We start from the raw sequence: 23196 nt of genomic DNA, 5'->3' as shown, positions 1-23196 counted from the left end.
TCAAGCTTATTTCTCTTTAGGAAGAGTAAAACACAACACTTTAATCGATATTTTAGCGCATTCATAATAAAACAAAAACCACCTAAAGGCTCCCCTTCAGGTGGTTCTCTATTTTTACGCTAACGCAGCTGCTTGTTCTTGTTGATCTACAGGAATTACAGCGTCTGTTAATGCTTTTTCTAGTTCAGCAGTATATTTCATTTGCTCTTCTTTGCTCCAGCCTAGTTTTGCAGCCATGTAGTTGATTACTGCTTCTTTCCACTCGTATACCCAGTGGATGTTAAAGAATACAGCACCTCTGCGGCGTACGAAGAAGTCAACTGGTTTCGCTGTCATTTCGTAATCCATTGCGTATACAAGAGGGATTAGAACGTCTAGCGGCATGTTGTATTCTTTCGCTTCGTTTTTATGTTTTTTCGCTAAGTCGAACAGTACGTCTACGTTAGAGCCATAGAATTTCGCGAATTCTTCTGCTTGAGCTGTTGTTAAACCGTATTTCGTACCTTCGCCTGCTTTTTTCGCAACGAATGCTGAGAATCCATGTGAACCACTTACATGTCCACCAGAGATTGGCATATGTTTCGTGTCACTCTTCGGATATGCGCTATGTCCTTCTTTTTGTAATAGGTTCGTTACGTAGTCTACTACCATTTCAGCCATTTTGCGGTATCCTGTCAATTTACCACCTGCGATTGTAATTAAACCAGATTCAGAAGTCCAAATTTCATCTTTACGAGAAATTTCAGATGCATTCTTACCTTCTTCATAAATTAACGGACGTACACCAGCCCAACTTGATTCCACATCTTTTTCTGTAATTTTCACGCTTGGGAACATGTAGTTAATCGCATTAATGATATATGTGCGATCTTCTGTTGTCATGTGCGGTACAGCTGCGTCTTTATCATAGAACGTATCTGTTGTACCTACGTACGTTTTTCCTCCGCGCGGAATCGCGAACACCATACGTTTATCTGGTGTATCGAAGTAAATCGCTTGGCCTAATGGGAAACGTTTTTGATCAATTACTAAGTGAACACCTTTTGATAACTGCAGTACTTTACCTTTTTTCGAGTTATCTTTTTCACGAAGTGTATCTACCCAAGGACCGGCTGCGTTTACAATTTTCTTACCGTAAACTTCGTATACTTCACCGTCTAGTAAATCGATTACACGTACACCGCATACTTTTCCATCTTTATATAAGAAACTGTCTACTTTTGCGTAGTTAACAGCTTTCGCACCATGCTCAATCGCTTCTTTCATTACTTCAATTGTAAGACGCGCATCGTCTGTACGATATTCTACGTAGTAACCGCCGCCTTTTAATCCTTCTTGTTTTACAAGAGGCTCTTTATTTAGCGTTTCTTCACGGTTAAACATCTTTCTGCGCTCGCTTCGTTTTACACCTGCTAAGAAGTCATATACACGAAGACCAATTGATGTACTAAATGATCCGAACGTACCGCCTGTATGGAACGGAAGTAACATCCACTCTGGTGTTGTTACATGGGGACCGTTCTCATATACGATCGCACGCTCTTTCCCCACCTCTGCTACCATTTTCACTTCAAGTTGTTTTAAATAACGTAAACCGCCATGTACAAGTTTCGTTGAACGACTTGATGTACCTGCTGCAAAGTCCTGCATTTCAAACACAATCGTTGATAAACCGCGTGTTGCCCCATCTAATGCAATACCAGAACCAGTAATACCTCCACCAATTACGATCACATCTAACTCTTGCTTATTTACTCCATTTAATACGTCTTTACGTTGTTTACTTGAAAATTTCATGGTAATTCCTCCCTTTGATAACGAAAAAAGAGACCACAAACTCCGCTATAGATTTCGCCTCTATAGCGCGTTGTGGTCTCTCCAAATCTCCTACCGAATTATTAACTTGTCACCATTATAACACTGTTTATGATTATTTGAAAGCTTTTGTTGCTTCAATTGCCTTTTTCCATCCAGCATATAGCTCTTCGCTTGTTTCCGCTTCCATCGTTGGTTCAAAGCGTTTGTCCATATGCCACTGCGCTTTAATTTCATCTTGGTTTTTCCAATATCCAACCGCAAGACCTGCTAAATATGCTGCACCTAAAGCTGTCGTTTCATTGATCACTGGACGCTCTACAGGAACCTCTAAAATATCACTTTGGAACTTCATTAAGAAGTTATTTTTAACTGCTCCGCCATCAACGCGTAATGTGTTCAGTTCAATCCCTGAATCAGCTTCCATTGCGCATAGTACATCTTTCGTTTGGTATGCTAAAGATTCTAGCGTTGCACGAATGAAGTGCTCTTTCGTCGTACCACGTGTTACACCAAACATAGCGCCGCGTACTTCACTATCCCAATACGGTGTACCTAAACCTACGAATGCCGGTACAACGTATACACCTTCAGTTGATGCAACGCGTGATGCGTACACTTCACTCTCGCTCGCATCTTTAAACATGCGCATTCCGTCACGTAACCACTGAATTGCAGAACCTGCTACGAAAATACTTCCTTCTAATGCGTAATTTACTTTACCATCTAAACCCCATGCAATTGTTGTTAATAGGCCATGCTCAGAAGCAACTGCTTTTTCGCCTGTGTTCATTAACATGAAGCAACCAGTTCCGTAAGTATTTTTCGCCATACCTTCACCGAAACAAGCTTGTCCAAATAATGCTGCTTGCTGATCACCAGCTACACCTGCAATCGGTATATTTTGGCCGAAGAAGTGATAATCAATTGTTTCACCATATATTTCAGATGATGGACGTACTTCTGGAAGCATACTCTTTGGTACTGTTAACATGTCTAGAAGCTCATCATCCCATTGTAAGTCGTGAATGTTAAACATTAATGTACGTGATGCGTTTGAGTAATCTGTTACGTGCGCTTTACCGCCAGATAATTTCCATACAAGCCATGTATCAATTGTTCCGAATAATAACTCGCCGTTTTCCGCTTTTTCTCTTGCACCTTCAACGTTATCTAAAATCCATTTTACTTTCGTACCAGAGAAGTATGCATCAATTAAAAGACCTGTTTTTTCGCGAACCATCTCGCTATAACCTTTTTCTTTTAACTCATCACAAATTTCAACTGTTTGACGAGATTGCCATACGATTGCGTTATAAATTGGTTTTCCAGTTGTTTTATCCCATACAACCGCTGTTTCACGTTGGTTCGTAATACCGATACCAGCGATTTGTTCTGGTTTTACATCCGCTTCACTTAAGCAAGTTGCGATAACTGCTAAAATAGATCCCCAAATTTCTTGTGCATTATGCTCAACCCAGCCTGGCTTTGGAAAATGTTGTGTAAACTCTTTTTGAGCTGAATGAACGATTTTTCCTTCTTTATTGAAAAGAATTGCGCGTGAGCTTGTTGTTCCTTGGTCTAATGAAAGAATATATTTTTTCATATCGGTTTCCCCCTATGCTACTTTTCTATTATTTGTAGTGCTTCCGCTTTTTTTACTTGTCATATAAGAGATTGCTAGTACAATCACAGTTGCAATAATCACATAAATAAGTGCTGGATTTTGTTTTCCTTCAAATACAACTTGATGGAATAAACCTGCAAGTGATCCACCTAGAATCGGACCAACTACTGGAATCCATGCATACTTCCAATTTGAACCGCCTTTTCCTGCAATCGGAAGGAAGAAGTGTGCAATACGCGGACCTAAATCACGAGCCGGGTTGATTGCGTATCCTGTTGTTCCACCTAATGATAAACCAATACTTACAATTAAGAAACCTACGATAAATGGATTTAATCCATCTGCAAATTTATTTGCTCCAATTGCTAATATACCAAATACTAAAACGAATGTTCCAATCATTTCACTCAAAAGGTTTGCAAATGTGTTCGGAATTGCTGGACCTGTTGCAAATACACCTAACTTTGTTCCTGGATCTTCTGTTTCTTTCCAATGTGGTAAGTAGTGTAAATATACGATAACTGCCCCGATAATTGCCCCAATCATTTGTGCTGCGATATACATAGGTACGTCACTCCATGGGAACGCTCCCTTAAAAGCAAGTCCTATCGTTAAAGCCGGATTCAAATGTGCCCCACTAATTGATCCAACTGCATACGCTGCCATAGCAACCGCTAAGCCCCAGCCCATTGTAATTACAATCCAACCAGAATCTTTCGCAAACGATTTCTTTAAACTTACACCAGCACAAACGCCGCCACCAAGTAAGATTAACAACGCTGTCCCTATTAATTCCCCTAAAAATGCTGACATAAAATCCCTCCACAATCAATTTAAACGCTTTTAAATGTGATAGAGGTAAAATGAATGGCCATTCGTTTTTGTCAAAAGAAAAAGACCCACAGCTTTGCACGTTTCTATATAAAATTATATAGAAACAATGAAATGTGGATCTCTTCTTTTCTCCGTCACGTTTATTAACTTGTCTATAATGTTAACCTCTAATGAAAGCGGTGTCAACAGAATTTTTTCACATTTTCGTCACTTTTTTTGGTAATGTTTCCATAGTTCGCGTTTTGATGTCGTAATTGCTGTCGCACCAGCATTTAACGCTTTCTCCACATCATCAACTGTACGAATAAAACCACCCGCCAAAATCGGTACACCAGTACGCTCCTTCACTTCAGCGATAATGTCCGTCATTGCTCCTGGAAGCACCTCAATATAATCCGGCTTCGTCTTTTCCAAAAGGTTGCAACTCTTTTCCATTGCGCTAGAATCGATTAAAAAGATACGCTGAATTGCCACAACACCCTTTTGCTTCGCCTTCATAATGACACCGGCCTTTGTCGAAAGTAACCCGTACGGTCTAAACTCTTGGCATAAATACTCCGTCGCATGCCCATCACTCTGCAACCCATGAATTAAATCCACATGTAAAAACACCTTTTTACAATATTGCTTCGCAAGTGATATAACACTCCTCAATTGACCGACATGAATATCTAAAATAACGATATACTCATACGAACTATGTAATAGCTTTTCCAAATCTTTAATTTGCCTCACTGCCGGCAAAATCTTCTGTTCATGAAATTCCATTCTAAATGTCCCCTTCTTTATGTCATCCTATCCTTTATAGTACACAATTTGAGTGGAAAGAACAGCTAGTGTAGGGGGATTTCTTTCATTATCTATATATTTTCTTCAACTTATCAGAAACTGTACCACCTATAACCATTAATATGAGGGGTAAAAAGTTCATTACGTATGGTGCATCCGCTAAAATTGTAATGCCTGCTCCTGCAAACTTATTTAACAGCCATACAACGATTTTTGCAATAAACAAAAATACTCCTATCATAAATAGACCATCAAAGAACACCTTCCATTTTGGATGCGCTAATTGTTTACTATCTTCTATTACTTTCTGCGTCAACTCTTGACCACTCCTCAATAACTCATCAATCGTAATGCCGAACAGATCACTTAAATGAATAATAATTTCAATGCTCGGATAGTTCTTTCCCGTCTCCCATTTCGAAACAGACTGCCTGCTCACATGAAGTTTTCAGCCAAATCATTTTGCGACCAATTTCTTTTTTCCCTTTCTTCTTTCAAACGTTCACTAAAAATCATACTGTGCTTATCACCTCTCTAAGCCTAGTATGGTCAAATAAATGATGAAGAGTAAAGCTAGTTATCGTTGCATAACCTGTGCAACTTGTGCGTTACACCTTATAATAGCGCCGTTTTGTATTTTATATCATGCAAATTTCATATACTTTTCTTCTATAATAATTTCCCGAACAATAATACAAAGAACGAATACTAGTAAAGACTAGATTAGGCATAAAAAATACGCCATCCCTTCTTATCAGTCTCCAGAAAGAATAACGCAAATTTTCATTTTTACTCATAATTTTTCGGACTATATGAAAACCCAGGATATTTCACAACAGGCCATTTCTCTTTACGTAAAGAATCCATCACTTGCGGCCCAACATGCACATTACTTTCCACTATTTCTTTAGGAGTCAGTGCCATCCATTGATTTAACGACACATCTTCAAAACGATTGCTTCTGAACATCTCTAAAAACCACAATGTTTCGGTACCTGTATTTTGAATATAATGACCCGTCGCAAACGGTACATATCCGACATCACCAGCTCGATAATCAAATGTACGAGCTGCACCATCTCCAAGAAATACAGTCATTCTTCCTTGCCCAGTAAGATAATACTGCCACTCATCGTTGTTAGGATGCCAATGGAGCTCTCTCATTCCGCCAGGCTCAATTTCAACTAGTGCTGCTGCAATTGTTTTTGAAATAGGAAAATTAGTAGAGTCTACAATTCGGACACTACCACCAGGGGTCTTGATAGGTGTTTGTTTTAACAATTCGTGCTTGAAGGTTAAAAGAATTTCTCCTTCAGGTGACTGGACTTCCTGACTCTCAAGCGAACCCGGTACCTCTCCTTGATAAATATAGATTTGCTCTGATGGAATAGAGTTAAAAGCACTTTCTGGCACTCCGAAATTAGCCGATAGAACTTCTTTTGGCGTATGTGCAAACCAGTCTGAAATAGCTAAAGTAGATAGATCAGAAAAATGTCCATCATCGAAAACGAGCAGGAATTCACAATGTTCCAATCCTTGAATAGAATGCGGAATACCAGGCGGGAAATACCAAAGATCACCCGGACCAACATCAGCAATAAAATTCCGTCCATTTTGATCAACAGCCGTTATGCGTGCCTTTCCTAAAAGCATATATGCCCATTCTGCTTGTTTATGCCAATGGAGTTCACGTACTCCTCCGGCCGTTAAACTCATATTTACACCAGCAATCGTAGTCGAAACCGGAAGTTCCCTAACAGTAATCTCCCGAGACCACCCACCGTGTTTTAAAATCATAGAAGTGTCTGAGAATGAAAATTTCAAGTTAGGAACTAATCCAGCATCAGTTATAGGCGGAACGAGCATATTCGGATTTTGAATATCCCGCATAACATTACGCGGGCCAGAATCAATCGCACCTGCTCCATCGCTACGGATTGGTTGTGGTATACTTCCTCCCGCTTCATTAACAGTACGTTTCTCCATCATTACACTCCTTTTTCATTGGATTATTAGGTGAAAAAACCTCTATCCTAGTGTATGAATTGGGGTTTGGATGGTTACTGTGACTATGGATACAACACGTTTTTCTCTAACAGTCTACTACTATCACTGTTTAAAATAGAAAATAATCTATAAAAACTTTACGGAAAATACAAAAACGCCCTCTGTTTTAGAATAATAAACAGAAAGCGTTCCTTTTTTATAAACTGTATTTAGAAATTATTATTTAAGGTATTTCCCCAAATCATCTAAGTTTCTCGTATGATTTAGAATGATTACATACTCAACTTCAACTTCTGTTACTACCATTTCTAATACTTGATGGATTTCAATATAATCATTTTCATATTCTTTTGCCGAAGCTACAATCTCTTCTAGGGTTCTTACAAATGTTTCAGCACTCCAGTCTTTTGTTGACAACGCCACATAGGTTTGAAATTTTTTTGTATTCATGTCAGTCCCTCTCCTCGAGTACAATGGGAATTGTGTACTTTTTGGTAACTTCATCTAAACTAATTTATTTTGGACTAAAATTCACTTCAGTGGCGGCCGTTGTTAAATTAGTGAATTTAAATTTACTTCTTTTCATAGTACATCCCCCTCCTTTGTAACGTTAAAATCATATATTATAATAAATTGAATATATAGTATTCTCTAGCAAAAATCAATTCCATTTTCATTTTTATACTAATCTATTTGATTATCTGACAAAATACATATGTATAAGACAGCCAAGATACATATAAAAACAGGACATAGTATAGGCCTTCTTCTGTTTCACTTCGCATATGCACATTGGATTTTTGTGATAGCTAACAGAGTCCATTTGGTCCTTTCTCCACTAAATCAAATTCTTTTAAAATTGTCCCGTAATTCTTCAATATCATTACTTCACAATTGATTTAAATGGACTACAAACAATGAACTTGGAGTAATATCATTTTTCCTTTTCACTTTAAATCCCTTTATTTAGCAAATCTTCCGCATATATCATTTTGCAAATAATTACATATATGATCAAAGGTATTTATAGTCTTTAAAGGTAAATTTACTAGACGAAAAGAAAATTTTGATTTTTATCTCTTCATCCACTAAAAGTGTCATTTTTAAACCTTTTCATCACAAAGAAAAGAAGCTAACAATAAATTGTTAACTTCTCACCTTAAGGAAAAATAGTATCTTTCCTTATCTTCTACTATCTAGATTGTGATTTAATATTTGTAAGATGAGCATCAAACATATCAATTATTTCAAGAAATCTATCAGCTTCACGAAAAACATGGTCTGCTAATAATGGATGAATGATACTCTTTATTTTACATTGCTCAATTAAATCACGTGCCGTTTTCTTAAAATCCCGAAGAGATGTAACTGACACACGATTTTGATCTAAAAATTGATCTAAAAGAGGAACAGTTTGAGATTGTGGTTTCATAGATTCTAAGTCAATTGCTTGATACATCAATTCATCAAAATCATTGCTAAAATTCCGGGCTGTATCTACAAGCTTTCTTTCCGATGGATCAAGAAGATGACCAATAAATTTAGCATGGTCTGCCATAATCCTTAAAAAGAAAACATTTTCTTTAATAATAGCATCAGGAAGAGCATCTAATTTACCTTCATTTAATTCAATTAAACGTCTTCTAAAATAATCAGCTTCCCTACTTGTGTGGTCAACTAACAGTGGAAAATTATTTTGTCCTGGCAATTTACATGTGAGAATTAAACCTAAAATTTTCCGCTTAAATCCCCAAATATTAGTTGCGGCTTGTTGTACTTCTGAATTAAATCTTTTTATTTGTCCAGGATCTGTTTCATTTGTATAGGAGTATGCTATTTGTTCGATATGTTCAAACAATCGATAAAATTGATTAGCCTCTTCGATTAGTTGGGTATCCTCGCATCTAAACCCCAATCGAAGAAAAAAAGAATGCTCCTTCATGATTCTAGACCAAAAACGAATTTCATTTAATGAACGTTCAACAAACATTACAGACGTAACACCCGTATCAGGATGTAATGAGGTTTCATCCCTATTCATTCTTAATCCCCCCAATAAATACTAAGCTAGTTCCATTCTTATGAGTAAATATATATATAAATACCATCAATAAAAGTTCATGATGAATCTCGTATATATGTAAAATTAAACTTATATAAGCTTAACTTGATGGCATGCACTTGCTCCCCTCAAAAGAAAAAAAGACTACCAACCTAGATGTAAAGTTCTACTAAGTGGTAGCCTTTCAAAATTTCTATTAAAGCAATACTGAATCTTTATCACTATCCTGATTGCGTTTCTCGCGCTCTTCTTCTAATCGCTTCATATAAACTTCGCCTTCTTTTTCGATAAACTCATTATCCATCTCTTGCTCTCTTTTCGAAGTATATAAAACCATGTAACCACTCAATACAATCCCAACGATCACAAGATAAATCCACCATGGTAAAGTTTCCACTTTCGTTCATTCCTTTCCTTAGACAAGCCTTATTAGTTTCACTCTATGAGGAAAGAAGTGGATTTATGCTTGAAAATTCATTTTATCCTTGTGGATGCTTCGCGAAAAACGCTTGTACATATTCCATAAATTCGATTGGTTCCTGGCGAAACGGTGCGTGGTATCCTTTTTCAATGATATGAAACGTACTATTTGCAAATAACTGATGATACAGCTCACCGTTTTCCCAAGAAACACTCTTATCATGTCGACCCCATATAATCAACGTTGGCACTTTTATTTTATCTGCCTCCATCGCAATACGGCGCTCTTTCATTTTTGTAAGCTCATCATAATGCTTTTTATCATCCCGACTATTCTTCACTTCATTTTTATTATAATCCGTAATCGCAGTTACAGTTTGCAGGTCCGTTGATAACTGTGGCATTTCATAACCTTCTTTTTGCTCAAAAGATTCAATTCCTGTAGAATCCGCTAAAATAAGATGCGTAACCGCGTCCGGATATAAGTACGCTAAATTAAGGGACATCTCTCCACCCATCGAATGACCAAGTACTGCGAACTGATCATATCCAAGTTTCTTCATTAACTTATAATATAAATTCACTTGCGCAGGAAACGAATACTGAAAATCTATTGGCTTAGAAGAACGCCCAAATCCTAAAATATCAACCGCAATAATCGTATGATCTCTCGCTAGTTCCGGATAAATATCACTAAATCCATCTGAAGAACCACCAAACCCGTGAAGCATAAGTAAAGGCGGTTTCCCCACGCCAATTTGCTTAAAATAAATTGTCTGCCCATCAATTTGTGCCATACTCTCTTTCGTATTTATCTTCATCATCACAGTATCTTTCACTTCTTCAACCTTCGCAATCGGCTTATCAACGAAGTTACAAACTATTAACAAAACGAGCACAATACCGCTAATCATATAAAACTTAAACCGTTTCAAAATCCCCGTCTCCTTTCTCATGTTGCTATTTAAAGGTTTTACATTTTTTGGTTGTTTTATGTTCCTTTTTTAATCGTAACCGTATCGGTTACAATTAAATTAAAAAAATATTACTCAATGCCACTACTAATGGTTACTTTGTAACTATTATAGTTACAAATAAAAAGTAAGTCAATTATTTTATCCGCGTTAACGGGCCGTCCGATTAGTGTGAGATGAACCATCAAAGATTGTTTGCTCAGCGCTATTTGGTGCTAGCTTCCTTTGCATCGCTGAATTACTTGGTCGGACAATTGGATATCCGAAAGAAGGCTTGTTATCACTATACTTGGTGTCCCTTACTTCTTTTAGTTAATAAAAAACGCAAGCTTCTTTTGATTAGAAGTTTGCGTTTTTTATCGTATACTTTATTTTTTTCTTCACGAGCCAAATCGATTACAACATCTTTTAATAACACTTTAAAATGATTCACATTATCAAAAGTAGTAACATCAAAGTTAATTTAGAGCACATTATGGATACCTTAAAACCAGGACAGGTTTATGAAATAGTACACTTTGTTTCCACTCTTAATTTTCCCATGATGAAAAAGAGCGCTGAACAAACATCAGCACTCTTTTTCATCATCATCGTTATTTATACAAAGTTGTTCCGCTATCTCTTGCACCCGTTCCATCGTCATTCCTTCTCTAAATTCCACTGCTAGAGGATGGTCTGTCGGTTCCAGTTCAATATAAGGACGAATACCATCCGCTCGCGGATGAACCATTGTTTTTAAACTTACTGTTTCCAGCTCATATGGTAAATCAGTCGAAAGCCACCCAAACATCGGCTCTAATAATTGTTGCTTATCCCAAAATTCATTCACCTTATCAAAATTCGCTTCACTTAATGAAACCCATACACCCCATAGGAAGTGTTCATCTGTACCAATGATAGGAATCTCAATAATTCCTCGAATGAAGAAATGTTCACCATCCATCACGCATAAATCATCGTTCATTTCAAATCTATCTTCTCGTTCTTCAGGTTCAGCATCGTAATAATAAGCTGGAGCTTGGTACCCATAACTTATGGGAATTTCTTTATGATATGTACCGCAGCATCCACAAGTATACCCACTAATTTTCGTCATTCTATTCCTCCATCAGTTTTACATACATTTTAGCAAAATACTTGTAAAGCGAAAACAAAAAAAGCAAGCAATTCCAGCGATCCGCTAAAACTACTTGCTCTCCTACTTATTACCTCTATTTTTACTCTTTAATAAATTCCTTCGTACTTCTCACTGTATCAATTGGGCGAACTAATTTTTCAATTTCTTCACGCTTTGGCTCTAGGAATGGAGGTAAAGATAATTTTTCTCCAAGTGTTTCGTATGGCTCATCTCCCATAAACCCTGGGCCATCTGTTGCGAATTCAAATAAAATTTGCGGTGCCACTCGTGCGTATAATGATTCGAAGAAGTGACGATTTACATAACCAGATGAAGGAAGCCCTACGCTACCGATTCTTTCAATCCATTCTTCTAATACAGCGCGATCTTCTACGCGGAATGCAGCATGGTGCACTGTACCAAAACCTTGTTGTGCTTCAGGAAGAACTGTATTATGTTCTACAATGACAGAGGCACCGTTTCCACCTTCGTTCACTTCAAATAAATAGAATTCTCCTTCTTGAGCAATCTCTTTGAATAATAGAACTTTTTCTAACACTTCTTTAAAGAAACTAAAGTTCGCGATACGAATAAATACAGGTCCTAAACCAGTAATTGCATATTCTAATGGAACTGGACCGTTTTGCCACGGTGTACCTGATTCTATTCCTTTATCTAATTCATCAGAGATTAATTGATACTGTTGATCATCAAAATCAACGAAAGAAAGAGTTTTCTTACCAAATTGCTCTTTAATTCCTGTATGTTCCACTTCAAGACGGTCAAAACGTTTCACCCAATATGCTAACGCTGCATCAGTTGGAACTCGGAATGAAGTTTTTGAAATTTCATTTGTACCGTGTACTCCTTTTGGAACGCCTGGGAAGTCAAAGAATGTCATATCCGTTCCGGCACTCCCTTTATCATCTGCAAAGAATAAATGATACGTTTGAATATCATCTTGGTTTACTGTTTTTTTAACTAAACGCATTCCTAAAACATGAGTGAAAAATTCATAATTCTTTTCTGCACTACTTGTAATCGCTGTAACGTGGTGTATTCCTTTTAATTGGTTCATTTTCTATTCCTCCAATGGTTTTAATTTGTATTTAATAATTTTATTTTTGCTTGCTGGTCAGCGAAGCGCGTGTTTATAAGAAGTAATTAATTCATTTTACTAGTCAAGTGATAATTTAAAAAATAATTCAATGTGTAAAACGATCCGTACGAAAGTAGTAATTCCTTTCGTTACTATCACTTTACAACTCAAGTGATTAAAAAGCAAGTGAATTATCTTGAATTCGAGATAATTTTTTAATATCTCAGTATTAGTTTAAAATGCTATATGTTTTGTGGCGTAATTATTTTCGTATCTACTGGTAATAAAACCTTTTCACTCGCCAAAATAAATAGCCTACAATCAATGAACTAATCATAGGCTATTAAAATTCTTTAATAGTTAAATATCCTTACAATAACTTGTAATTTTAGCGAATAATTAATATTAGTAATTCTCCGTTTCATTAAACGATTTATTTTATATATTCCAAAAATCACTATTTATATCACTGTTATATTTATAATCCACCTTTTCTTTACCACATTTTTCGCACTTATAAATATTAGCTGTCCCAATCTGCCCTGTTTTAAAATTTTCACTATCCTGAGTTTTAATAAATTTATAATTGTGTATACATCTAGGTTCTCTTACTTTATCCATCCATTTTCCTAGCATAAAGTAATCACTCTCCTTAAAAGAATATTCCTAATACAACTCTATATTTAGAATACTCTACAAAAGATTTCCAATCAACGAACACGTTCTCTTGCCTCCCTTGCATCACATGATATGCAAAAGAATTGTTTTGTTTAAGATCCGTTTTTTTATTGACAACAGACTCTCATCCATTAGCTTTACACAAGCTAATGCAATATAAATTTTCCGTATGATTTACATCTTTTTCTCTCATTATTTCTTTCCTCATCAAGGAATAAATAATGGTTTTTAAAGCTGTTTGCAGTGTCTTCCCTTATCAGGGCAACAAAAGATGGTGTGAAAACTTAATTTCACACCATCTTTTTAAACAATTTTATTGTCATGCCACACTTAATGAGGCCATTCTATTCACAATCTTAATTATGGAAAGTTGGCTTATAGAACGAACGATTATCAAGAGCAAAGACACGCTCTGTGTATTCACCTGGTTTTGTACGTCCTAATGCGCGGTCCATCATATTCATTTTTGCATCTAAGTTGTCGATGTAGTGCAGAATTTCTGCTTCTTTTACTAATGGTGGTTTTGGGCTACCCCACTCTGCTTTTCCATGGTGGGAAAGAACGATGTGTTGAAGAATTAATACTTCTTCTGCATCGATTTGTAGTTCGTCTGCTGCTTTCCCAATTTCGTTCACCATGATAGAAATGTGGCCAAGTAAATTTCCTTCTAACGTATACGTTGTAGAAATTGGGCCTGATAGTTCGAATACTTTACCAAGGTCGTGTAAAATAACGCCTGCATATAGTAAATCTTTATCTAACGATGGGTATAGCGTAGCAATAGCTTTCGCTAAATCTAACATCGACACTACGTGATAAGCTAGTCCAGATACGAACTCGTGATGATTCTTCGTCGCTGCTGGATATTCTAAAAATTCGTTTTGGTGCTTATTTAACAAATGTCTTGTTAGACGCTGAATGTTCGGGTTTCTCATTTCAAATATGTATTGCGTAATTTTTTCAACCATATCTTCTTTTTTCACTGGTGCTTTTTCTACGAAGTCCGAGATATCTGTTACTTCATTTTCATTCGCAACACGGATTTGTTTCACACGTAATTGAATACGTCCTTTATAGTTTAGAATATCTCCAGCTACTTTAACGATTGTTTCCGCTACATATTGTTTTTCAACTTCTGGTGATACATCCCATAGCTTCGCTTCAATATCTCCACTTGGGTCTTGTAAGATTACTGTTAAAAACGGTTTCCCATTGCTTGCGAGACCTTTTGTCGCTGTTTTAATTAACAAGAAAACATCGACTTGTTCACCAACTTCATATTCTGCAATTTTCTTTTTCATTCGAATTCCTCCACCAAATCAGTTACTTTTAGTATAGCATACTACAACTCATTTTCTTTACGCTTATGCGTTAATTTTATAATCTCATTTTCTGTAAAATACGCGAGTAAATGCGCATGACATGTAAAGAAGATTACTTGTCTATCTTTCGCAATTTCCTTTATAAGTTCAATCGTTCGATTCGTCCTTATCGCATCAAAATGCACGAAACTATCGTCAATAATAAATGGATAATCATGCTCAAACGTTTTCGCTAGTGCAAATCGTAACGATAAGTATAACTGCTCCGCTGTCGCTTGGCTTAGTTCATGACTGTAAAAACGCATACCATCGTTACGTTCAACAATGAACGGCTCCGCCTCTGACGGTGAAAAGATTTTACTATATCGTCCGCCTGTTAAATAGACGAAATACTCTTCTGATTTTTGTAAAATACGCGGAAGATGCACTTCATGATAATATTGCTTCGTTTTCGTTAATACTTTCTTTGCCGCCGCATAAGCAGCCCACTTCTTCACTTGTTCGCGTACTTGCGCTTTTTTCATTTCCCGTTCATGCATTAAATCACCATACGTACTACCTTCTTCTAAATTCGCAATTTCCATACGGTGTTTCGCAATACGCTCCGTCAGTTCTTTCTCTTTCGTCAGACAGTTTTTCGCGGCGGTCATTTCTTGCTTTAACTTTTCATCATAACCGTCAGCCTCATAATGCTCAGCTAATGACAAACTCGTTAAGCGCTGTTCTAAAAGATCAATTTGAGGTAATAAACGCCTCACTTGCTTATCCGCATCTTCACGTTTTTCTGCCCGTTTACCTGCTTCTAAAAACATCTCTTCATTAGTAGAATCTGCGATATGCCATAAGCTATCTCGTTCTACTAATAGTTGTTTCAATTGCTCTTGCATGAACTCATATTCTTCTCGCCATTCCGTCAGCTTCTCTTTCAGCTGCTTACAAGTTTGGCGCTTCTCTTTCTCATTTTGCATACGACTTTGCGCCTCATGCAAATTACTATACTCCGTGCTACCGATAACAGTTTCTAGTTTATGTTCAAATTGCGAAATCATTTCATATAATGAAGATTTCCGCTCGCCTTGTTTATCTAGCTCACGATATAATTGCTGCATTTTTTCAATACGCTCAAACGCTGGCAACATGTGCGCATACGTAAAAAATTCAGGGAACATATAGCGCGTTTTATACGCATCTACTTGTTCTCCTATTTGGAAAGTTTCTCGCTCCCATTCTTCATACGATGAAACGACTTTATCATAAGCTCGTTCCATTTGCTGCAATTTATAAGACTCTCGCTCAAATAACTTTCGAATCTCTTCATCCTTTTCTAACTGATAACGAACTGTCATCGCTTCTTCACTTTGGCGCCCGCCAGCACTTTGCTGAAGAGTAAGGAGTTCTTCTTGTAATCCGCTTGATGGATCTTTATATAAAACGAGTGCTAAAACAATCCCTACAAAAACAATGACACTAATAAATAATAGCACGCGGTTATCTATAAATAGGCTCGTGAATAAAACAAGCGTGTTAATAAGAAGTAAAATAAGACAAACTCTTTGCCACTGTTTTTTCTTTTGCTTAGCAACTCCCGCTTTCTCTTCATACTGACGCTTCATTCTCTCTGCGCCCATACCGATAAACGCCGCATCTTGAAATGACTTTTCTTTCTCAACTAACGTATTTCGCTCTTCATCCGCTAACATTTGTTTCTGAATCTGTCTTATATTTTCTTCTTGCTCTTCTAATCGCTCCTGAGCCGTTTTAAAACGTTCATCTAGTTGTGCTTTTTGCGATTCTAATTCACGCGCCTTTTGCACAGTTTGCGTAATTAATTCTTTCGTCGCTAAACTTATATCAAATGAAAGAACCATCTCTTGTTCAAAAGTGGCTCCAATTTGCTGCTGTAGTTCTGCGATTTCTTCTTTTATATTCGTAATACTTCCCGTCATATCACGCATTTCTTGGCGTGCATTTTCATAAGACATGTGCTGCATACGAAGTTCTTCTACGTAACTTTCTTTTTGTAAAAATGCTTCATCTATTTCTGTGGAATCAATTTCTGATTGCACTGTTTCTATCTTTTTTTGAAGTGAATCTACTTGTACTTGGAGCGGTTCTATCTTTGCCTTTACCGCCTCATAGCGCACCATTCCGTTTACAGGAAACTGCCCGTTCTCGTTTTCTAACACTTTCTCGTGCGCACTCTTTTCAATAACGAGAGGCTCAAGCGCCGCTAATATTTCATAGTCTTGCTTTCGTCTTTCGGCTGACTCTTTTTCCGCACGAACAGAAGCAAGTTTCTCTTCACTTTCTTTTAACTGCTCGACCTGTTTTTCATACGTGCCAATCTTCCCTTGCCACTCTTTCATCTTTTCCTCAATTTTCTTCATCTCTTGCAGTGACACGTTAATTTCAGGATTACGACCACTCGGCTTAAAGCGCTGATTCATTTCTTTTTCTAATTTTTTATCTAACTGCAATAACGCATCGCTTCCGACTGCGCTTGCCGAAAATAAATAATTACCAATATCCGCTTCGCCGAGCTGATGAATATTTTGCAAACCATGCATATCAAATGAAAAAACAGAATCAAATAAGCTTTCATTCACACCGCTTAATATATCGTTTAAAATATCTTCGCCGCCAGTTTTCCCGTCTTCAAAATAAACGGTCACCGCGCCTACTGCCGTCTTTGGCAATCGTTCAATTTTTAAACGACCGTACTTTTCTGTTTGAACAGTAACTGCTCCGCCATACTTTCCGCCTTCTTTCGGTTCATAACGGCGCTGTCCTCTCGTTGGAAAACCGAATAAAATACTTTTCATAAACGAGCGAATTGTCGATTTCCCCGCTTCATTTTCACCGTATAACACCGTCAGCATTGACAGATCCATTTCCACATTTTCTAATTTTCCGTACCCATAAATATGGAGTCTTTCAATTCTCATTTCTTATCCCTCTCTTGCTGGAATAATTGCTCTAAAATAATATTTTCCGCTTCCTTTTGAATCTCTTTCTTCTCTTCTTCCGTAAAAGCTTCAATGCTATTACGCGCTACAGGAGATGTCCAAATGGTGCGCAACACTCCGTCCATATTTGTAAAAGCTTCTAACTCTTTTAGCACACTACCGACGAAATGATTTTCCTCTTTCAAACGTTCAATTTCCGCAAAAGAAACCGTCTCATTTTTCCACTTCATCGCATAAACGAAATCTTTTCGCTCTTCTCCCGCTGCTAAAATATGAAAAATCTCTTCCACGCGCTTGTCTTCACGCAAATAAGGAGAAAGTGGCCCCTGCCCTGTAAATACGACAGTTAAAAGCGTGCCTTCCTCTTCTCTTCGGCATTCATTCATCGCACTTGACGCGCTCGTCATAAGATCATCAACCGTTTCAAGCCCATCGATACTCACTTCTATCTCATCCCATACAACATCCGCCGTATGAAAAAATGAACAATGCGATCCTTGTTTCGTAAGTTCAATAAGGTACGCACCCTTCTCGCCCATTTCCTTACGATGACGCCCTTGTATATTGCCCGGATAAATAATATAAGGCTCTTCTGATAAAATTTCACGTTTATGTATATGGCCAAGAGCCCAATAATCAAACTGCTTTTCCTTCAGCTCACGAATTTGAAACGGTGCATAGCGATTATGCTCCGCATCCCCTTCCACACTTCCGTGAAGCATCCCAATATGAAAAGGCGCATCACTCATTTTCGTATACTGCGCTGTCATATTATCCGTTACCGCTTGCTGCAAATAACTAAACCCATAAATAGAAGCTAATAGCTCACCATTTTTATAAAATGACTTCTCTTCCACATAAGGCTCCGTAAACACATGAACATTTTCCGGAAACTCAATCGCTGCCCAGCTTCCCCCTAAATGATCGTGGTTACCATGAATAATAAAAATGGGAATATCGTACTGCGAAAGTCTCTTCATTTGCTCACGCACAAACACTTGCGCTCTCAAACTTCTCGTCTCCGCATCATACAAATCCCCCACTAGTAATACGAAATCAACGCGCTCTTGAATCGCTTTATCAACAATACGTTCGAACGATTCAAACGTACTTTGCTTCATTCTCTCCCAAACAGACTGTGCTACATTCATTTCCATCCCTTTAAACGGACTATCCAAATGCAAATCAGCCGCATGTATAAACTTCACTTGTTTCACAAATAACGATCCTTTCTATAGTTCAAAAGTTTCATTTTATCCGCATGAACACAAACAATAAATGCTCAATTGGTGAAAACTAGTAATAAGCAGGAAATAAAAAACTCCCCACTGATTAAAGTTTCACCTTATTGTAACACGCAATGTCATATATTTCTTTGCATATTCTAGTGATTTATGCCAAAATAGTTATAAGATTCTGATTTTTATTATTGGAGGGAATTTTCATGGGAGTATACGTTCTAACAGTCTTTGAAAAAGATGGTTCAAAAGCATTAGACGAATCATTCGAGGCGGCAACTGAAAAAGAAGCGAAAGCAAAAGGTGAATCTATTTTACAAGAAAAAGGATTGTATGAAAAAACACATCGCTGCACATCTTCTGCAGGTAAGCTCGTTTTATTCCAGCGCTAAAAAAAAGAAGCGTCATCCGCTTCTTTTTCACTCTACTATATCTTCGTCACACCACGTAAACACCACATCTAGAATGCGATTGCCGATACGTACGCGTTTATTCCATTTACCTGTTTGGATCTGATGTTGCAATTCTGCTTTCATCTTTTCCGTCCAGTCGTGAATCGTTTCACTACCGTCGTACGGATATACGCTTGGAAACTCTTCCTGCAGTAGATGCAAGCTCTCTGCATCAAAATGAAAATGGAAGAAGTAGTTTGCTGTAAGCGATGGTTCTTGTAATCGTAAAAAATGATCATCAATTTGCTTTCTATTTCTATAGAAAGTAAAGATATTCACTTTACCGCTCGTAATTTGGTCAATTTGAATTTCGTGCTTCTCTATAATCACGTCTTGCCCACCTCGTTATATACTATCCTTAGTATATATGTCTTTTGCAACAAAGTTAACCATTTTCGCGCGAAATTCATTTCCTTCATTATATTACCTGTACCTCCAAGTACAATCAGAACAAATAAAAACAAAGTTGAAGGGGAGCGATCACATGTATTTCGGAAGCAAAGGTTGGTATGTAAAAGAACTTAAAAAATTAGGTATTCGTACTTATGAAGGTAAAAAGCTAGAATCTTATCGTACGCATATTTTATCTAGTTTACTTGAGAGAATGAAGAAAGCTTCGGCTTAATAGATGTAGGAAGCGACTACGGTTGCTTCCTTTTTATTTACTAAATAAAAAGAAAATCATCATACCTTAACTTTTTAACTTTACCGTTATACTTCCTTGATAGAAACCGCCCATTATCAACTGAATCTCTAGTACCAAATACTCTTCCAGATAATCATTTGTATATATTTTAAATTCTCCATACTCATTAACCCGTCCGCTTCCAACATACATATCACTACTTGTTATGACAATTGTTGAATGAGGTTCTGCACGGCCCAATACACAATTATCACCATATTCCACAGAATCTATCGTTATTTTTTGATGCATATTATTAACTGAACCTATACCGTTCTTATTACACAAATTAACATCTCTTTCTTCAGCCCTCGAAAGCGCTCGATTCCTGCTAATCTTTTCTGAAGAGAAAGCAACATTCCCCAGCCAACTAAACCTATCAAATATAGTAATAGGTAGAAACATCTACGTTAACTCCCCCATTCTTCCAATACTTCCTTCACATTTTTTATCAACTACAGTCTTTTAATGAACTTACAGCAATACGTTTTATGTTGGGATAAAAGAAAACAGCTTTGATTTTCCATTCAATTTCGCACTGTTAATTTGTACAGAACACATAGAATACTGGTTTTCACCCCAGATGTAATGACAACACTACACAAAAGAAACCACGGTCCATTAAATATAAATCCACCTTCAAATATATTAATAATAATTATGTTGCCAATTATTAAGAGAATCCATGAAATGGAATACTGTTTTCCATTTGTAATATATAAAATTTCATCCACATAACAGACTGTAATTCCCCCACCTTGCCAAATACCAATAGCGAAAGAAAAAAGCGTAACTGCCAGTAGCTCTGCTTGTAAATCCCTAGTCATTGGCTGCGGCGCCGTATAAGTAATAATCCCTATCATCATGAGAAAAGTTATAATATCTATCCAGTTTATTTTTCTTTGTTTGCTTTGCAGCCAAATAAAGAAAATTACTACAGGAATTAAAAGCAAAGTTTCCATTTAATTATTCTTCTTCCTTTCCTACATTAGAAACGTCTGTAATTGTAATGCAATTAGATTGTTCTTAAATCTCTCATACTTTCTGAAGCATAACATGAGAAAGAAATAAAAAAATCGTACAAAAGGGCAGGCCTATAATGTACGATTGGGCATATATAATGTTTTAAAAATGAATTAACTTCCTTTCAATAGATACAGCTACTGCTTCTGATCGGGAATTAACACCTAATTTATTGTATATATTTGTTAAATATGCTTTTACCGTTCGCTCAGCTATCCCCATATCGAATGCAATTTCTTTATTCTTATATCCGCGTGCAATAGCTTTCAGCACAAACAATTCCTTTTCTGTTAAGTTATTCCCTTCAACCTTATCAGCATGTACTTCTTTCCTTTTATACTTCACTATCTTTTCCATAATATTTGGTTGTAGTAAAATCTCACCTCGAATAGCCGCTTCCAATGTTCGAAACAAATTCTCACGATCCGTATCTTTTAGCAAATATCCTTTTGCCCCTAACTCAATTCCCTTTAACATTAATTCATCTTCGTTATAAGTAGTTAATATGATAATCGGCGTATGGTTTTGTTTTTCATTCAAAGCCTCAATTGTTTCTAAACCACTCATTTTAGGCATATTTAAATCCATTAAAATGACATCAGGTTCCTTTTTCTCTATGAAGGAAAGGGCTTCTTCTCCATTTGCAGCCTCACCTATAATTTGAAATGAATCACTCGTTTCTATTATTAGTTTCAGACCTTCTCTTACAACGAAATGATCATCCACAATTAATACGTTATACTTCATGGCTATCTCCTTCTTTATTTATAGGCACTTGAATATACACTTTCGTACCCTTCATCTTTTCACTCAATATATGTATTTCTCCCTTAATCAATCGAACACGCTCATTTAAGCCAATCAAACCATAATGTCCAGGATTCTTACCGATATATCCAGTGTCAAACCCAATTCCATTATCTTCAACTCCAATAGTAAGTTTTTCAAGATCATCGATATATTCAACTTTTAAATTTACCTCTGTTGCCTGTGAATGTTTTGCGATATTCGTTAAACATTCACTAATTACATATAAACAGTGCTCCTTTACTAAGCTTGAAATATGCGGGGGGCTTTGAATAGTAAATCTCACCTGTATAGACGTAGCCTCAGAAAAACGTTGAACCTCTTCCTCTACTGCTCCATTAAATGAATTAGTAGTATGACGCAAATCATCAATAACCAACCTTGCATCATGTAAAGTTTGTCTCGCTCTTATCATAGTTTGTTTCATGATCTCTTGAGATCGTCCTGTATTCCCTTTTTGCATATGGGCATCTATTGCTTCCAATTGCATAATTAAGCTTGCTAAACCTTGTGCTAACGTATCATGTAAATCTCTTGCCATTCGCTGCCTTTCATTAGCTAATGTCAATTCTTCCACTCTCATATATGCAGATTCTAACTCTTGGATGTAGCTCTGTATACGATTACGTGCATCAAATTGCTGCTTATTAATATAAGAAAAAGGAACAATAATTGCTAACACTAAAAGAAACATAGAGATAAGAATAGCTAATTTATTTACACCATAATTGATACTAATTGCAGCACAAAATATTGCATACATAAGAGTAAAAACTGCCATTACTTTAAATATATTGTTATAAACATATAAACTTTGGGCGATTAAAATAGGAGTTAATCCAACAAAAATCGCTATCGAAGCATTTGTTGCAATAAATGCAGCCAAAAACACAATGAAAAGTTGTACAAAAAAGAAGTACAACAATTGCCTATTCTTTAATGAACTCGCATGCCAATGAAAAATAGTATGAATAACAATGACTATTGTAAAGAAAAAACTATCTATAGAGAAAATATTATTACGAAATTCTAAAAGAATTGACGCTATATATACGAGTATAATCCATAAAATAATAAACCTTCTTGGAATAAATACCACTTCCAATACATTTGTATCCAAATCTATATTTAAACTTATTTTTTTCATATCTGACCTCCACCATTACATTATACAAGATGCAACTTACATTTTGATAAAATGAAGGCTTTTACATACAGCCCGACTCCCACAAATAGCGGGGTGAGTTACTGATTCCTCTACATCCTCATTACCAAATACAA

22 protein-coding genes and 2 pseudogenes are annotated in these 23196 nt (G+C 36.6%); 3 read left to right on the top strand and 21 right to left on the bottom strand.

Annotated elements, in window-relative coordinates; genetic code table 11:
* Positions 1 to 114: 114 nt before the first annotated feature.
* From glpD to LUS72_RS05120, 10 genes and pseudogenes are all read right to left on the bottom strand, one after another.
* Positions 115 to 1797 (bottom strand): aerobic glycerol-3-phosphate dehydrogenase, encoded by a 1683-nt coding sequence (glpD, locus tag LUS72_RS05165; protein WP_098361658.1) that lies wholly within the window; start codon positions 1795 to 1797, stop codon positions 115 to 117.
* A gap of 133 nt (positions 1798 to 1930) precedes the next feature.
* Complete coding sequence (gene glpK / locus LUS72_RS05160; protein ID WP_097829904.1) at positions 1931 to 3421, bottom strand: glycerol kinase GlpK; 1491 nt, start codon at positions 3419 to 3421, stop codon at positions 1931 to 1933.
* Between the two features lie 12 nt (positions 3422 to 3433).
* Positions 3434 to 4255, bottom strand: a complete 822-nt coding sequence (glpF, locus tag LUS72_RS05155; RefSeq protein WP_097829903.1) for a glycerol uptake facilitator protein GlpF — start codon at positions 4253 to 4255, stop codon at positions 3434 to 3436.
* A gap of 228 nt (positions 4256 to 4483) precedes the next feature.
* Positions 4484 to 5044 (bottom strand): glycerol uptake operon antiterminator GlpP, encoded by a 561-nt coding sequence (gene glpP / locus LUS72_RS05150; protein WP_097829902.1) that lies wholly within the window; start codon positions 5042 to 5044, stop codon positions 4484 to 4486.
* An 88-nt stretch (positions 5045 to 5132) separates the two neighbouring features.
* Positions 5133 to 5581: pseudogene (locus LUS72_RS05145) on the bottom strand (helix-turn-helix domain-containing protein).
* Between the two features lie 273 nt (positions 5582 to 5854).
* A complete protein-coding gene (locus LUS72_RS05140; RefSeq protein ID WP_097829901.1) occupies positions 5855 to 7051 on the bottom strand; it encodes an oxalate decarboxylase family bicupin in 1197 nt (398 codons plus the stop codon).
* 240 nt (positions 7052 to 7291) lie between these two features.
* Positions 7292 to 7522: a hypothetical protein gene (locus LUS72_RS05135; RefSeq protein WP_087970766.1), complete on the bottom strand. Its 231-nt coding sequence runs from the start codon at positions 7520 to 7522 to the stop codon at positions 7292 to 7294.
* Positions 7523 to 8264: 742 nt separating this feature from the next.
* Entirely contained in the window at positions 8265 to 9113 is an 849-nt protein-coding gene (locus LUS72_RS05130; RefSeq protein WP_001078040.1) for a DUF2935 domain-containing protein, read from the bottom strand.
* A 217-nt stretch (positions 9114 to 9330) separates the two neighbouring features.
* Positions 9331 to 9531, bottom strand: coding sequence for a sporulation YhaL family protein (locus LUS72_RS05125; protein WP_097829900.1), 201 nt, complete (start codon positions 9529 to 9531; stop codon positions 9331 to 9333).
* A gap of 82 nt (positions 9532 to 9613) precedes the next feature.
* Positions 9614 to 10489, bottom strand: a complete 876-nt coding sequence (locus LUS72_RS05120) for an alpha/beta fold hydrolase (RefSeq protein ID WP_141533303.1) — start codon at positions 10487 to 10489, stop codon at positions 9614 to 9616.
* A gap of 232 nt (positions 10490 to 10721) precedes the next feature.
* On the opposite strand from LUS72_RS05120, the pseudogene LUS72_RS05115 reads away from it, so the two are divergent.
* Positions 10722 to 10840, top strand: a pseudogene (locus LUS72_RS05115) (iron chelate uptake ABC transporter family permease subunit); the annotation flags it as partial.
* Between the two features lie 256 nt (positions 10841 to 11096).
* Here LUS72_RS05115 and LUS72_RS05110 read toward each other — a convergent pair.
* From LUS72_RS05110 to LUS72_RS05085, 6 genes are all read right to left on the bottom strand, one after another.
* The gene (locus tag LUS72_RS05110) at positions 11097 to 11624 is read right to left on the bottom strand and encodes a DUF2199 domain-containing protein (protein WP_097829899.1); all 528 of its coding nucleotides are present in this window, start codon (positions 11622 to 11624) and stop codon (positions 11097 to 11099) included.
* 121 nt (positions 11625 to 11745) lie between these two features.
* Positions 11746 to 12723 (bottom strand): ring-cleaving dioxygenase, encoded by a 978-nt coding sequence (locus LUS72_RS05105; protein ID WP_097829898.1) that lies wholly within the window; start codon positions 12721 to 12723, stop codon positions 11746 to 11748.
* Between the two features lie 459 nt (positions 12724 to 13182).
* Positions 13183 to 13380, bottom strand: a complete 198-nt coding sequence (locus LUS72_RS05100; protein ID WP_002150116.1) for a hypothetical protein — start codon at positions 13378 to 13380, stop codon at positions 13183 to 13185.
* Between the two features lie 398 nt (positions 13381 to 13778).
* Positions 13779 to 14723, bottom strand: a complete 945-nt coding sequence (gene yhaM / locus LUS72_RS05095; protein ID WP_000726646.1) for a 3'-5' exoribonuclease YhaM — start codon at positions 14721 to 14723, stop codon at positions 13779 to 13781.
* Between the two features lie 41 nt (positions 14724 to 14764).
* The gene (locus LUS72_RS05090) at positions 14765 to 17689 is read right to left on the bottom strand and encodes an ATP-binding protein (RefSeq protein ID WP_264448647.1); all 2925 of its coding nucleotides are present in this window, start codon (positions 17687 to 17689) and stop codon (positions 14765 to 14767) included.
* Positions 17686 to 18927, bottom strand: a complete 1242-nt coding sequence (locus LUS72_RS05085; RefSeq protein WP_097829896.1) for a metallophosphoesterase family protein — start codon at positions 18925 to 18927, stop codon at positions 17686 to 17688. Before LUS72_RS05085 ends, LUS72_RS05090 begins: the two co-directional genes overlap by 4 nt.
* A gap of 227 nt (positions 18928 to 19154) precedes the next feature.
* Here LUS72_RS05085 and LUS72_RS05080 point away from each other — a divergent pair, with 227 nt between their 5' ends.
* On the top strand, positions 19155 to 19340 hold the full coding sequence (locus LUS72_RS05080; protein ID WP_000539551.1) for a YhzD family protein: 186 nt from the start codon (positions 19155 to 19157) through the stop codon (positions 19338 to 19340).
* A gap of 27 nt (positions 19341 to 19367) precedes the next feature.
* Here LUS72_RS05080 and LUS72_RS05075 read toward each other — a convergent pair whose 3' ends face one another.
* Positions 19368 to 19730: a hypothetical protein gene (locus LUS72_RS05075; protein ID WP_029437729.1), complete on the bottom strand. Its 363-nt coding sequence runs from the start codon at positions 19728 to 19730 to the stop codon at positions 19368 to 19370.
* Positions 19731 to 19884: 154 nt separating this feature from the next.
* On the opposite strand from LUS72_RS05075, the gene LUS72_RS05070 reads away from it, so the two are divergent.
* Entirely contained in the window at positions 19885 to 20025 is a 141-nt protein-coding gene (locus LUS72_RS05070; protein ID WP_000273535.1) for a YflJ family protein, read from the top strand.
* A gap of 66 nt (positions 20026 to 20091) precedes the next feature.
* On the opposite strand, the gene LUS72_RS05065 is transcribed toward LUS72_RS05070, so the two are convergent.
* From LUS72_RS05065 to LUS72_RS05050, 4 genes are all read right to left on the bottom strand, one after another.
* The gene (locus LUS72_RS05065) at positions 20092 to 20490 is read right to left on the bottom strand and encodes an Ig-like domain-containing protein (protein ID WP_071772315.1); all 399 of its coding nucleotides are present in this window, start codon (positions 20488 to 20490) and stop codon (positions 20092 to 20094) included.
* Between the two features lie 122 nt (positions 20491 to 20612).
* Positions 20613 to 21047 carry a hypothetical protein gene (locus LUS72_RS05060; RefSeq protein WP_264448646.1) on the bottom strand — a complete coding sequence of 145 codons (435 nt, stop codon included), beginning with the start codon at positions 21045 to 21047 and terminating at the stop codon, positions 20613 to 20615.
* 163 nt (positions 21048 to 21210) lie between these two features.
* The gene (locus tag LUS72_RS05055) at positions 21211 to 21855 is read right to left on the bottom strand and encodes a response regulator (protein ID WP_264448645.1); all 645 of its coding nucleotides are present in this window, start codon (positions 21853 to 21855) and stop codon (positions 21211 to 21213) included.
* The gene (locus LUS72_RS05050; RefSeq protein WP_264448644.1) at positions 21845 to 23062 is read right to left on the bottom strand and encodes a sensor histidine kinase; all 1218 of its coding nucleotides are present in this window, start codon (positions 23060 to 23062) and stop codon (positions 21845 to 21847) included. The genes LUS72_RS05055 and LUS72_RS05050 overlap by 11 nt, the downstream gene beginning before the upstream one ends.
* Positions 23063 to 23196 lie beyond the last annotated feature (134 nt).

Source organism: Bacillus cereus, from assembly GCF_025917685.1.
In the GTDB taxonomy this organism is placed as follows: Bacteria; Bacillota; Bacilli; order Bacillales; family Bacillaceae_G; genus Bacillus_A; species Bacillus_A cereus_AT.
This window is presented reverse-complemented; position numbering and strand designations above follow the sequence as displayed.